The following is a 14,696-nucleotide window of genomic DNA, read 5'->3' on the forward strand; positions in this document are numbered from 1 at the left end:
TTATCTTCCTAACATATTGATAACATCCGCTGTGCGCACCTCCGGAGATACCCTTAGATCGATTAACTTTCCGTTACGTAACTTGCCTTCTACCGTTGTTTGTTGGGGGGCATGAAGCTTGAAATCTACGTCCCATTCTATTGGCCAAGCTGGGAAAAGATAAAGTTTATCGTCCACTGCCTGCAATAACATTTCTTGTAGGCCGATCATGCCGGATCCACCCCAGTTGTGATCTGGAACCCAATCAAAACCAGGCCCCCAAAAGGTTGGAAAACGCCGATCCGCATTTTTTAATTTAAGCGTGGTAAATTTTTTGGCTTCTTCCGTCAGTCCTAGGCGTGCCGCAAAAATATTATCCTGTTTCCAGCCGACATGGCTCCTGAATTTTAATACATCGGGATCGTCATGAAAAGTATTCAACGCGATGTCCATATCTGGTCTTCCCACGCCATAAATTCCCCAAGGATATACCCCATATAGCTGTGGTGCTTCTGTATTATTGATCCGCGCCCATATTTCAGCCGGCGCCAACATTTTCTTACCGTTTAACACTCTCGTAGGCAAAGGTGGTATCTTTTGCTGAAACTCCTCGAGATAGGTCCGCAACGAGTCATTTACCACTGCCGAGGAAAGAGACAACATCCTTCGCGTAACTTCTTTCAGCGCCGCTACCGTCGTGGATGCATTGTAGGCCATTTTATACGTTTCTGCGGAAGAACCGGGATAAAAAACCAAATGCCCATGTTGATCTAAAACCTTACTTCCAAGTTTTTTTGCCTGATATTGATAGTGCTCGTCGAAGAACCGCAAACAGCTTTCTATAAAAGGAATATAGGGACGGATATCCGCATCGTTATAATTCGCTGTCTCCAACATCATCATACAGAATTCCAACACCGTATCCCACTGATGCTCCAGCCAAGCATTATATTCAACGCCCTTATCATAATCTTCGGGGCGTTTCCAATTATATTCTGCCGGATTCGGCAACCCAAAATTCTCTATCTGCTCGGTAAAGCTCGCTCCACCGTGCCCCCAATACACCTTCGATCGCCATTCCGCGTTGCGTTGTATCCGTTGGTAAAACTGAAACTGTGCAGGCATCATATCAAAGTCTCCGCTTTTTAGCATCGGCCAATAGACCAAACGTTGGTTCTGCGCCGTGTGCGTTCCTCCTCCCCAATTGCGGAAATCGGGTGTAAAATTCATCGTGCTATCAATAGATGAGGGGTCGTAGGTGAATAATCCGCCATTAAATTTCGTAGGATATTTGCCATGAGCATTTGCGGCCAACATAAAGCGGAAAAGTTGATAATTACGCCCTACCTGCCAGCTTTTATTCCCTTCATGGGGTTGATCAGGTTGGATACGGATATAGCTTCTATCCCAAAAATTACGCCACCACGTGAGATTCCGATTCTTCACACGGGATTTTAATTCCTTCGAATAGGCTAAATCCTCCAGCTGTTGCTGCCAATCAGCTAACGAAACAGGACCCGCCACATGTAATGACACCTGCAAGGCGTGTTTGGCAGCAGGCTTCTTGCTTTTCAGCACCCAAGCTTGGTAGTCGGTATCCATATATTTACCCGAACGCTGTTCGACGAAGGTAAAACCCTGACTTTGCAACATTCCGCCCGAGATCAACCCATCGAGTGGATTGTATAAGGAATCCTTCACCGATTCCATCCCCTGCTGTCGCACGACAATATCAAATACGGTGCTATCCGTATTCTGGTGAAAAAACACGACTTTACCGTCTCCTGTATAAATGCTATCTCGTTTTGTCACGACCTCCTGCGGAGGAGCCCATTTCCAGGAGTTGGCATTATTTTCTCTTTTTTTCGGAAAGCGTTCTTTGTAACGCCAACTTTCGTAAGCGGCTTCCACCTCTATTTTTTTATTCGCCTGAACATCCACATAGACATTCGGACGCTCCACATCGACCCACAAAAACACATCCGCTTTTAACCCCTGATGTTCTCCCGAAATAACCACCTGTCCCTTATCGACTTGTAACTGTTGCTTGAACGCAGTACCTTCAAATGGGTTAGGATAAAGTTTTAGACGTACCCGACCTAGTTTCAATAGGGTATTATTCTCATCAAAAGCACCCGATTTGCCTAAATAAAAAAGAATCTCTCCGTTTTCTACCCATACATTCAGCCCTATATCGCCTCCACCCAATGGCATAGACTCACCGGAATGTTTACTCGGTTTATCCCAGGTTATATAATAATCTTCCCAATTAAACTCCTGTGCGCATACTTTAGCGGAGAGCTGCATACAGCAGACCAAAAGAGCTATATATGTTAATCGATTCATTTTGTACTATTTGATTGTTTGGATCTTCACCTATCACGCGTCTTCCTTTTTTGCGAAAAAAAAGAAAAACTCACCAATCATCCGTTCGGAATGAACTTACCGGTAGACCGTTGACTCCGAACAAGTCTCCGATCACAAAATCTTTAAACGCATAGCGCACAGCAACGGGATTGGCTACACGTGGGGAGGAGACAACGGTCGTTTTCCCCTGTACAATCGCATCCGCGGGGTAAAAAACTTTATTTTCACCTGCGATTTCAAAGCTTTTGATATCCTTTCCGAAGGATGTCAATCCCAATGGCGCATCTTTAAATTGTACAACCACGGTGCTCCCTTTTATAACCATACTGTCGTAAACCGGACTCCTATGATTCAGCCCTTCCATATGATAAGCATCCCCTAGGGCTAATAAAGCTAGACGCTCACCCCCTTCTTTCTTATGTGCCGGGTGGATACAGTTCTTCTCCCCTATATCCATTGTTACCGCCATGCCGGACGCCGGTATCTTCGCCAAGGACTTTCGCTGGGCATCCCGTATAAATGCCGAATTATATTTTCCGCCAACATAATATGGTGGCAACGACGCATAATCAAACGGGGCAATCTGTGTAAAATAAAAGGGCAACGTATCATCTTTCCACAACGCACGATATTTCTCCACCATCCGTGGAAACAAAATTTCATACCGATCAGCTGTTTCGTAGTTCGACTCTCCCTGATACCAAATCATACCTTTAATCCCATATTCTACTAATGGATGGATCATACCGTTGTAGAGCATAGTAGGTACACGGTTTTTATCTTTAAGTCCTTCTTCTTGTTGCGGAATTTCGACGCCTTCGACATCTTTCAACCAGGCCGCGTCCATCCACGCTTCTATATTCGAACCACCATAACTGCTGTGAATAAGTCCAATAGGGACGTCCAAGACTTCGCGCAATCTTCGTCCAAAGAAATAAGCGGTTGCACTGAAGCTGGCCACATTTTGCGGATTAGCTCGCTTCCATACAGAAGGCTTGCTGTCTTCCGCCGGTTTCAGTAAGGGATTGCGTGGCACGGTATATAATCGCAACTGTTCATCTTTAGATCCCAAAATGGCATCCGTACTACCGATAATCGGTTGTGCCGGGTACCCCTTCAAGGGCATCTCCATATTGGATTGTCCAGAACATAACCACACCTCACCGATCAGCACATCGTCCAACACAATCGTATTCTCTTCTGAAACCGTGATACGATATGGTCCTCCTGCCTCCGGCGTTTGGACGAACAAACGCCACATCCCTTTTTCATTTGCTTTTACATGATATTCTTTTTGGTCCCAAGAGGTTACGACCTGTACAGTCGCTGCACCTGTCGCCCAACCCCACACCGGCACACGCTTTTGCTGCTGTAATACCATTCCATCCGTAAAAATAGCGGAAAGCCGGACTTCAGCGTGTCCGGCAAATGAAATGAATAGTAACCATAAGATTGTTAGCTTCTTCATAAGCATCTTGTATTATTCCTCATCTCTACTTTCTTGGTAACCAAACGGCCATATCACCGAAGGTACGATTTCCCCATGCGAAATACGGGACAAGCCGTACCGAAACAGCTTCTTGCTCGTCGGCCGATACTTTCCTGTATAAGGCGTTCCACTTTTCGGTATTATCGGTGTAGGCATTGCCTTGTAAGAATACAATAGGTTGTCCAAGAACCGATTCTACTACAGGTTCAAAGCTACTTGATGCATTAATCTTCAAATCAAACACATCTGCATTTTCCGGAACATCCGCTTTCTCAAGGCAGTAAACTACCGGCCCACGCATGACCGCCACTTGGTTTCGTGCTTCCTCTACCAATGGATTTGCTTCCATAAATGTCACGTTCATCGGCAAATGCAATGTAATACGGTCTCCTTTTTTTAGCCCGCTCGACAATACGGCATAACCGTTTTCAGTCTGAAACGCTATTTTCTCGTTATTTTTAGTAATTTCTGCTCCTTCTGCCCATCCCGGGATACGAACTTTCAACGCGTAGTTTGTTGGTAATTCCTCCATAACAAACGAAGCATCACCATCCCATGGGTAATTAGACTCCTGCGTAATCTTAATCTTTTGCCCTTTATATTCCGTATCGAGCACGTTTCCGCCAAATAGATTGACCCATACCGCATCATCGGAAACACTGTAAGCATAACTGCTAACCTCCGCAATCGTACGTACCACATTCGGCGGACAGCAATTAGACAACGAAATATAAGGTACACGTTTTTTGGACCAACGTTGCTGAAAGGGCAAATTAGAAGAGTAACTCAACGGATTCGTATATAAAAACTTATCGCCATCTAAACTGATACCCGACAATACGCTGTTATAAAGTGCCAGTTCCAGCACGTCTATATATTTGGCATCGCCCGTAAACGCTGCCATGCGCCAATTCCATAACATATTGCCAATATTCGCACAGGTTTCATTATGTGCTGTTAAATTCGGCAGTTGATAGTCTCGCCCAAACGCCTGATGTATTTTCTGTACATCTGTGGGGTTGTAAGAAGTACCATCCGGTGATGTTCCATCATACAGGGAACCTAGACCTCCGGTAATATACATTTTGTGCTTAACGACATCATCCCATATTGCAAAAAGACGATTGCTCAACGTAGTATCCTGTATTTCTGTAACCAGATCGGTTACGCCGGCATACAGATAGCTTGCTCTCACCGCGTGGCCCATCGCTTTATTCTGTTGACGAAATGGAATACGGTCTTGGTTATCGTCCGTACCGTCCTCGATTTCGCCCTTGATATCGATCAGGTGTTGTGCCAATTCTAAATATTTAGGGTCTTTCGTCGTACGATACAGCTCAATTGTCCCCATGTAATGCGATGGGCAGATCGCATTTCGCGCTAAGGTAGGATTCGATTTTTTATAGAAACCATACAGATAATCTGCCGCTTTTATCGCTATTTTCAAGAGGTTCCTATTTCCCGTTACCCGATAGTGTATGCATCCGGCAGTCATCAAATGCCCAATGTTATAGGCTTCAAAGCTTAAACGGTCCTGAAATTCGATATTCTCACCAGAATTGCGTTGGTCGATCGTTGCTTTTGTATAGATATAGCCATCTTCGCGTTGCGATTTTGCAATCACAGGGGTTACTTCATCGATCATTTGCAACAAACGCTCGTCTTTCGTCTGCGCGTATAATGCACAGACCGCCTCTAGTGTTTTATAAAAATCGCCGTCATGAAATGATGGCCCTTTATGTTCTCCCTCCGCTAGGCCCGCAGCGATCTCAAAGTTACGGTAAGCATGGCTGATCTCCGCGCTCGTATATACATCCCAAAGATGGGGTACCATACGCTCATAACAAACACTCGTACGTTCTGCCCAGAAACCTTTTGTCCAAGACACATCCCCCATATTCACCGCATTTTGTATCGCGAAAGGACTTTCTCCCGTATTCGTAATCGCTTTTTCCTGCGCATGTAGCTGTCCGGTTAGCAAGCCAGACAATGCAAGTATAAATAGACTGTTTTTTGCTTTCATCTTGTTCATTTTTTATGGTACCATATCAATTGTACATCCCCCTGCAATCCGGATTCCTGCAAGTCTTTTAAGTATTTTGGTGTTGCTATCGTTTGGATGAGCTTTTCTGCCGGTTCATGACGGCTTTCATAACCAAAACGGTTACCCCATGTGTTATATACCCGCACTTCCAACTTATTTTTTCCACGTGTCAAATAGTCCGTTACATCGATCTCCAACGGGTTTGTCCATATTACACCGACCTCTCGCCCATTCAGCACGATCTCCGCAAGGCTTTCCACTCTTTCTAGTTTCAACGTAACACGTTGCTTTCCTATTTTCTTAGGCTGATCGAAGGTTAACGAATAGCTGCCCATCCCGGAATGGTAACGCACATCATCCACTGCCGATGTCGTCCAGAAATCTGGATGTTGTTGCTTTATGGATTCGTGTTTCACATCGGTCAGCTGTAGATCCCATTCGCCTTTTAGTGTCTCTACTTTTGCTACCTTCCAATCTGGAAGATCGAGCTGACCTTCACTAAATAACACAAAAAATGACTGGAACGGCTCAAACGATATACGCAACTCGGTCCGATTATCTTTCTGTACCGAAGAAACCGGTAATAATCTATCTTCAAGAACATCATACAAATAGACGTATGGCGCAGTTGTCCTAAACGAGAAAGAAGCCTCGCGTTGTACGCTATCTTGATTTGCGACAAAATAGCTGTCTCCTCCATCAAAATGTCGATGATTCCAAGAAATGGATGTATTGTTTTTGTTATCAATGATCACATCCTCGTTTATGCCCAACGGGACAAAACTATCCGCATGATATACGCCAAGATAAACCTTACCTTTCCCGAGGGATTTATATTGTAAACCATCCGCCATCTGCATATCACTAAAGAGTTTATCGACTATCTTTTGAAAAGCTATAGAATCTTGTTTAGTAGCGATACCATGTATATGTGTAGGCTTTTCTTTAAACAACAGGCTTGCTCCCTGTTCCACTAAATCCGCAAACTTCTGTAGTACGGCCAATGAGAAATGATTTGGCGTAGGATTCAAAAGATGTTGTCCAGGCACCACCAGCAAACGATAGGCAATATGATCGGCAAATACAACGTTCCCATCCACTACTTTCGCTTGATGCAATAAAACATCTGGATTAAACGAATCATAGGCATATCCCCGTAAGGGATCCACCCAATCTGCTGGATTATACATATTAGCGCTTGTCGTCACACTCGCTATCCGCTGTGTTGGCCAGCCTTCATTACGCATCAGCGAGTCCGTCCGTTCAACACGAGACTGTCCTATGATACCTGGAAATGTTTTTGTCAGTCGGTCTGGCAGTAGCGATCTTCGGGGCATTTCTTCCCCAATAAATACGGCGATATCACGTACCGGCTTCCCCGTTTGTAGCAACTGCTGTGCACGTATGGCGTAGTCGACCCACGCTTTTCCTGGCTTCCACCAAATCTGATCGCGCTGAAAATAAAGCCCTATACCGTCCAGTGTCATTCCCGGTTTACGATCCATCCAGGGATTATGCACGTAAACGTGATACACCAAGCTATTGATGCCCAATGCAAAATTTCTGTCTTGGAGAGACTTCAACAAACGCGGATGTTCGTCCCATTCCATGCGGATTTGTGTAAATGCTTCCGCCATGATGCTGTTCTTTCCGTAGATATGTCCGCCCGATATGGCATCTAAAATGTCATTCGGTTTATCATGCGATGGACTTCTGAACCAAAATTCGCCCATGGGTCGATCCGTCCATCCGAAGTGCTCCATACCGTCACTCAACATGATTGGTGCGGTCATTTCTGCTGTAAACTCCACACCGTATTCATCTGACTTCTTACGGAGTGTCTGATAACCTTCTTCCTGTAATAGTTCCGCAATGGTTTCCCGGAAATCATGCAGGAAAGCTTCTGATTTTTCTACGCTGTTAACAATATGTCCTGCTAAAATCGGGAGATAAGGCGTTAGATCGTAACCTCTTCTTGTTTTAAATTCCTCCGGCATGCGTTTGGTCCAGTTTTGGCTACTCGATTCCCAGGAATCGATATGATAGACCGTAAGCACATCCTTTGCCAATTCCCGTCCCACCATTTCGTATGCTTTTCCAAACCACTGCTCGAATTGGAAAGCAACCGTTTCGGCATTTAGCTTATCGCATTCCAATCCTTTTCCAGCTCCCGCCGTTTCATTTTGATGTCCTGTCGTGGTATGCCCAATCCGTAAAATTTTCCATGTACCGGCTGGTAATTCCGCCTTCAGTTCCTCTCCATGGATCGCTGTTGGGTTCAACGTAATTGTTTCTTTGCTGTCGATAACATACGCAGAATGAACGTCTTCTTTGTTTGTTGGCAACGAAACTCTCCAAATTTCCCCTGTCTTGCCCTCATATTGATGGACACGAGGTTCTTCGTATAACGTAATCCCTACAATATTGATGGATGGCTTCCATTTCGCGGCATCCAAATCTTCCGCACCCGGTTCAAAATTCGTCGGGTCGAATACGAACCGATAGTATTTAGCCGTCGTATAAGGTATCGTATGTGTTACGCCGTTATCCCAATCGAGCCAACCCGTTCGCGGAGATTTTAATTGTGTCAATTCATCAAAGTTGACACCGTCATCACTCACCAATATCTTCAGTCGATCCGCACCGTAATTATTTGCCCGGCGTTCCACTTTCAGGGCATTGCTTGGAAAAGGCTCCTCAAAAGCATATTGTATCCATCCGGGCTGCGAGGTTGCAAAACGCTCCTTATTACCTTTTTCTGCCAATCGCTGTACATCCTCGCCGTAGCTACTGGTAACCTTAGGCGATTCCTCATCGCTACGTCGATATTGATGGGCAACGGGTATTGCAAAAAGCTGAATATCTTCATAATAATTGTATAGCTTTTCCGGTTGTGGCAAACGAATATTAACCTTGCCGCCGCGATTGACAGTTATGATGGTATCTGCATAAACCACTTTCTGCATGGATGTTTCCGGTGTAATCCAAGGACCACCTGCCGTAGCAAAACCGTCATTGGGAAACATGGCGATCTGTATACCGTATTTTTTAGCTTCTGCTACCAAATGACGGAACATTTCCCACCATTCGGGTGTCAATGTTTCCGCAGCGGGTTCAAACAACGGTGGGTCTGTTTTTGCTTTAATGGGTGTAAAATATGCCCCCGCAATATTATTCTCCGCCATCGCTTTCAAATCAGCGGTAATGCCTTCTTTCGAATAGCTGGCATGCATAAAATACCACACCACCCAAGGCTTTGCTTTTTCATAAGAATCTGCAGCTAGTGGCACGATATGCGGTGGAATACCTTTTATCTGTGCCTGTCCCACCAAGCAGCTCCACAGTATCCCTATACTTATGTAATATCTTAACTTCATGTTTACTGTATATACTGTTTTACGGTCGATTTAGCGTCCATGGGAATTAGATGAAACGAATAATGATAATTTTTGGCAGGAACCTGATATTTTTCCAGCGGAGCCGAAACGTCTGTCCAGCTGTCATTTCCGCCTATACCCATTTGTAATAAATCGACATTCAGCGTTATTTTATCCTCTTTTTTGAGTTTAAACCAGTGCTTACTTTCTTCCATGGCTTTTTGGGAGAACGGCCATGCACTCATATAAAGGGGTTGGTCGCCGACGACCAGAAGGCCCGCTTTCTTTTTATCCTGAAGAAGGAACCAGCGTACATCCATCCGGTTACCATTTTCCTGCGGCACTAAATAGGGTTCCATAAACGTGTCCATGTCCATGGCATAGACGCCTAAATCAAATCCATAAGCCCGATCCGGATAATTTTCCATGGCTCCGAGACCGTAATACTGTAGTTGATCGAAACTAGGATTAACCCCCATCTGCAAGCCGATTTTTGGAATATTGGGCAATCCATCCTTCACCTGCAAATCATAACTGATGGATACAACGCCTTGTGGCTTCACGATATAACGAACCGTTACTTGGGCTGAATCGCCTGGTAAAGCGTAGCCCGACTGTATATGTACACCATCAGCTTCTTCCGTCATTTTCGTTTCTCTCCATGTAGCCTCGCCGTACCAATATTTCAATTTACGATCCGGCTTCCATCCTCTACGGTCGTTCTCCGTTGCCGGCCGTACAAAGTTTGGTAATACAGCACCCTTGATAACTTCTTGTCCTTGATACACAAACTGCTGTAAGGCTCCGGTCGACTTATCAAAAACCGTCTCGAACCCTGCTCCTGCAATACGATATTCCATATCATTTTCTAAAACCTTCAACGATTTGCCGGTAGCCTTTAACGGTTTCCATACGCTTTCCATTTCCTGCCAACGCACCTGCGATGCGGATACGACAAAGCCTTCTGGCGCCCATAGTTCTGTCGATTTCAGGCGAAACTGTATATCGAGTTGGTATTCTTTTCCATTTTTAGGCTTAACGGGTATCTGAGAAAGTAGATCGATTTCGGTCGAATCACCAGCAGCCAGATCGATGCGCTGCAACACGGCTTCTCTGATCACCTCGCCGTTCTCCCGGACCATCATAACCGGTTGGTAATAATCCAGATTATGTTCGATGGCTCTGTTCTTTATCTTAATACGGGCTGTTTTCGAATCCACTAACGTAATTTCGGCTGGCTGGTAGATCCTTTTATTATCATACATGGCAGCCTTTGGTCGGTTCCAGGCATCTACAATACCATTTAAACTAAAGGCTCCATTATGGATTTTCTCACCAAAGTCTCCTCCATAAGCCAAGACCGTTCCATATACCGAATCCTGCCGTACAAGCGCTTGATCTTTATAATCCCAGATGAAGCCACCGATTAAACGTGGATGCGAGCGGAAAATATCCCAAAAATCCTTCATGTTCCCGGTAGAATTTCCCATCGAATGAGAATACTCTACAAAAAGAATCGGGCGGTTATCTCCGTTATCCTGTTCGAGCAATAATTGCGGCGTAAAAATACCTGGATAGAAGCGCGATACGATATCGACGTAATATTGATCTTGTATATTTTGCAAGCGATACGCATGCGCATTGGATTTAGGATACCTTGGATCAGAAGGATCTATATAACCTGGCAGCTGGTGGCTTCCCATTGCGGGTTCGTAATGTACGGGACGTGTGATGTCAAAATCATGTATCCATGCCGCCATGGCTGCGGTGGTTGGTCCACGACCCGATTCGTTCCCTAGTGACCAGATGACCACCGAGGGGTGGTTTTTATCGCGTTCTACCATACGGATGACGCGCTCCATATGTGCAGCTAACCAAGCCGGATCGTTCATCAGCTTTCCGCCCAGCCCATGTGTTTCGAGGTTCGCCTCGTCCATCACCATGATACCATAACGGTCACAAAGTTCGTATATATAAGGATCGTTCGGATAATGTGAGGTGCGTATCGCGTTAAAATTAAACTGTTTGATCTGCCTGATATCGGCTTCCATATCTTCCCGTGTTAACGCTTTCCCACGTTCGGGATGATGGTCATGCCGGTTGACACCGTAGAGCTTCGTCGGTTTACCGTTAATTAAAAAGGCACCCGTTTCTTTGGAAATTTCTATACTTCGGAAACCTACCTGGGCAGTCTTAGCCTCCAACAATCGCCCTTGCTGATCATAGAGCGTAACCACCAGTCGATACAGGTTAGGGTTTTCGGCAGACCATTTTTTCGGGTTGGAAATATGCGTTTCGAGCAGACCAAACTTTACATTGTCCAAACGAGGATATATCTCGTCAAAAATTTCTCCTGCACCTCGTTGTAGTTCTTGTGGCAAAAGCGGGTTATTGGCCTCATCATAAAGCTGTGCCTTCACGGTAAATCCGTTTATGCTATCTCCCGAAAAGTTATCAATCTTAGGTCGCAAAGAAAACTTGACATCCTGATAAGCCGAATCTAATGTCGCCTGCCAATGAAAGTCTGCAATCCGTACAGTAGGTTCTGCCATTAAAAAGACGTCACGGTGTATACCGCTCATACGCCAATGGTCCTGGTCCTCTAAATAAGATGCATCGCTCCAACGAATAACCTGTACGGAGATACGGTTCTTTCCGGCTTGTAAATACGGCGTAGCGTTAAACTCGGATGGCAAATGGGAATCCTCTGCATAACCCACATATCGGTCGTTTATCCATAGATGATAAGCGGAAGAAACAGCACCAAAATGTAGCGTGACATTCATGCCATCCCAGTCTGTCGGCAAATCAAAGGTCCGCTGATAGGAACCAACCGCATTGTAATCGGTCGGTATACGTGGCGGATCGATCGGTAGAAAAGGATATACTGCCGAACGGTAAATCGGAATATCATATCCCTTCATCTCCCAATTTGACGGCACCGAAATCTTATCCCAACCGCTTACCTCCGAAAGATGAAAATCCTTCGGTGCATCCGACGGCTTCATCGCAAATTTAAAATTCCATTCGCCATTTAGAAATAAAAGGCGTTTGTTTGCTTCGCGATCGTTTTTCAACGCTTCCGCTACCGAAGCATAGGAATAAGCCGTAGCACGTGCTGGCTCTCTGTTAATCGCCGTTATCGTAGGGTCTTCCCAGGCAGAAGCAATTTTTCCTTCTGGTATCTGTGGAATTACGGCCGGTTTGCCATCTACCGTCTGTCCCTGCACCACCGAAGAAGCTAGAAGTAATAGACCTAAAGCACTACCCTTTATATTCCACCTCATAATCGATTCCTTTTTCCAATTCTAGTGTATACGTATTTTCAGATACCTTCTTCACTTGCCCATGATTTGTACGCGGCAAAGATGTACTGTTAATTTTCAATGTTCCCTTTCCAATGGGGGATTTCACCTTGATCTTGCTTTTTGAGACATGAAGTTCAATTTCGCCTGCGGGTGTCGGCACTTTTCCTTCCATCCATTCCTGCGAAGCTAAATAAGGAGCTATCGTATACGTTTCATAACCTGCCGAAGTAGGCTCCACGCCTAAATAGTATTTACCAAGTAAATAAATCGGGCTGGCACCCCAGGAATGACAAAGACTTTTACCAAATTCTCTACCATACATCGTGTAGTGTTCAGCGCCTTCTTTTTCAGGATTATATTCTTCCCAAAACGTCGTGGCACCCAATTGGAGCATACCGCCCCAGTAGCTTTTTATCTGATCCATCACATAATCTTTCTCCCCTAATGCACAAAGTGCTTCCAGCTCGTAGTAACGCATATAGGGCGTCATAATCTTTTTGACATTATCGTTCAACAAGACGTTCTTTTTAACACCTTGCTGTTGTTCTGCGGACAGGTAATCGAAAAAGATGGCAAACATGTTGGTGTAGCGCGTCACTTCATCGGTTTGTTTTCCGTCAATACGGCTATGCACAAACGCCGTTTTATGATCGTTCCAATAAAAGTGAAAAAACTTGTCTTTTAACGCTTTCGCTTCTTTCGCATAAAAATCTTGGTCTTCTGGGATTTGCAGTAAATCGGCACACAAGGCCATGGTTTCCAGACTACGGCACAGGAGTAATTGCTCAAAACTAACTTCTCCTTTTTTGCTCAGTCCTTCTGCCCAATCAATAAATACCCAATCTCCGGATAAGCCTTCCATCAAACCATCCTTGTTTCGTCTGTTCAAGCAAAATTCCATCAACGTTTGCATCCGAGGATAGACGGATTCGATAAATTCTTTATCGCCGGTATAACGATAGTAATCGTATATACTCAAAAACCAATAGAACGTATAGTCCATAATGGTGTTGATATGCGTGATGGTGGGTTCTTTGCCACGTAGGGCTAAAATGGTACGTTTCACCGTTTCGGAATCAAAACCCAGGTAATAGTTCATCGCATACGACTGGTAGGCGTCGCCACTCCATATCCAACGGTCGCGTTTGATACCGTCAATATAAAACTCCCGGGACGTGAGTTCCATTGTATATTTTGCCACATCCCAGATTTTATTCAACTCTTCATCCGAACTCCGGAACATGCCCCGATCTTCCACCGGCAGGTACTCATACTGCATAGAAACTTCATCGAATTGCACGTTGCCCTTAGGTTCGATGTAGACATAGCGAAACGCCTTCGAAAGTTCCAGCGTACTGTCCTGTGCCGAAGGTGTAGACACATCCAGCAAATCCAATGTTTCACAGGTTTCAGTCGCCAAGGCTTCTTCTTTAGACTCGCCGTAATAAATATTCAAACCACCTTCTCCCTGTAACTTATGCAGCGTTAAGAAGCCAAAGGTATTCTTCCCAAAATCTACTAAGAAACCTTTATCATGTGGGGTTTTACTTACAGCGCGTTCTGGACGGGTAGGTAGTTTAAATTGGGATGGCTTTTCGTTTGGATCGTCCATATTCCAATAACCTACTTTAACATAAGTCGTGCCGGATGCATCCGAAGCTTTTCCCGTTTCATCAATCCACTCTTTATCTTCAAACGTGGCCAGCCACTCTTTATCGGTCTGCACATACTTGCCGGTAACATATAGTGCCGGCACATGCGCTTGGTTATATACTTTTATATTAATCTGTTGTTTTCCTTTTTCCAGCTTTACCTTGGAAGGCATGCCGGGCAGCATTTTACCATTCACTTTTACATTGTATTTACCCTCTGCATGGATTGCAATTTCATCCGCTTCCGGCAAATCGAACGCTTTGTTAAACTCCACCAATACGTAATGGCTGTCCATTTTCCAAAAAGGCGGAAAGAATGTGCCTCGCTCCGTTCTTCGGTTTTGCATATCATTACTGAGCCAAACCTCAAAATCCCCCGGATACCAAATCCACGTGCTCGCTTGTTGCGCAAATGATGTAGTTGCCGCAATTAAACAACTTACAATTAAAAGTAATTTCTTCATCCTATTTTTTATAATG

General features: G+C 44.8%; 6 protein-coding genes. All 6 read right to left on the reverse strand.

All coding sequences use genetic code 11. The annotated features are described in order from the left end of the window. The 6 genes from EWE74_RS11905 to EWE74_RS11930 all read right to left on the reverse strand — a co-directional run bounded on the left by EWE74_RS11905 (position 1) and on the right by EWE74_RS11930 (position 14,680). Positions 1-2,325, reverse strand: a complete 2,325-nt coding sequence (locus EWE74_RS11905) for a DUF5703 domain-containing protein (protein WP_206365213.1) — start codon at positions 2,323-2,325, stop codon at positions 1-3. Between the two features lie 70 nt (positions 2,326-2,395). Then, the gene (locus EWE74_RS11910; protein ID WP_130141756.1) at positions 2,396-3,814 is read right to left on the reverse strand and encodes a sialate O-acetylesterase; all 1,419 of its coding nucleotides are present in this window, start codon (positions 3,812-3,814) and stop codon (positions 2,396-2,398) included. 25 nt (positions 3,815-3,839) lie between these two features. Then, positions 3,840-5,858, reverse strand: a complete 2,019-nt coding sequence (locus EWE74_RS11915; RefSeq protein WP_130141757.1) for an aceric acid hydrolase — start codon at positions 5,856-5,858, stop codon at positions 3,840-3,842. Between the two features lie 5 nt (positions 5,859-5,863). Next, on the reverse strand, positions 5,864-9,256 hold the full coding sequence (locus tag EWE74_RS11920) for a glycosyl hydrolase (protein WP_130141758.1): 3,393 nt from the start codon (positions 9,254-9,256) through the stop codon (positions 5,864-5,866). A 2-nt stretch (positions 9,257-9,258) separates the two neighbouring features. Continuing rightward, positions 9,259-12,543, reverse strand: a complete 3,285-nt coding sequence (locus EWE74_RS11925) for a glycoside hydrolase family 2 TIM barrel-domain containing protein (protein WP_130141759.1) — start codon at positions 12,541-12,543, stop codon at positions 9,259-9,261. Next, positions 12,521-14,680 (reverse strand): alpha-L-rhamnosidase-related protein, encoded by a 2,160-nt coding sequence (locus tag EWE74_RS11930; protein ID WP_130141760.1) that lies wholly within the window; start codon positions 14,678-14,680, stop codon positions 12,521-12,523. The genes EWE74_RS11925 and EWE74_RS11930 overlap by 23 nt, the downstream gene beginning before the upstream one ends. Between the last annotated feature and the right edge of the window lie 16 nt (positions 14,681-14,696).

Origin of the sequence: Sphingobacterium corticibacterium (assembly GCF_004208525.1) — a bacterium.
Classification (GTDB): domain Bacteria; phylum Bacteroidota; class Bacteroidia; order Sphingobacteriales; family Sphingobacteriaceae; genus Sphingobacterium; species Sphingobacterium corticibacterium.

What these genes read in the sequence shown, in the direction of transcription:
- EWE74_RS11930 (WP_130141760.1), bottom strand. Translation starts at nt 14,680, where the DNA reads ATGAAGAAATTACTTTTAATTGTAAGTTGTTTAATTGCGGCAACTACA.
- EWE74_RS11905 (WP_206365213.1), bottom strand. Translation starts at nt 2,325, where the DNA reads ATGAATCGATTAACATATATAGCTCTTTTGGTCTGCTGTATGCAGCTC.
- EWE74_RS11915 (WP_130141757.1), bottom strand. Translation starts at nt 5,858, where the DNA reads ATGAAAGCAAAAAACAGTCTATTTATACTTGCATTGTCTGGCTTGCTA.
- EWE74_RS11910 (WP_130141756.1), bottom strand. Translation starts at nt 3,814, where the DNA reads ATGAAGAAGCTAACAATCTTATGGTTACTATTCATTTCATTTGCCGGA.
- EWE74_RS11920 (WP_130141758.1), bottom strand. Translation starts at nt 9,256, where the DNA reads ATGAAGTTAAGATATTACATAAGTATAGGGATACTGTGGAGCTGCTTG.
- EWE74_RS11925 (WP_130141759.1), bottom strand. Translation starts at nt 12,543, where the DNA reads ATGAGGTGGAATATAAAGGGTAGTGCTTTAGGTCTATTACTTCTAGCT.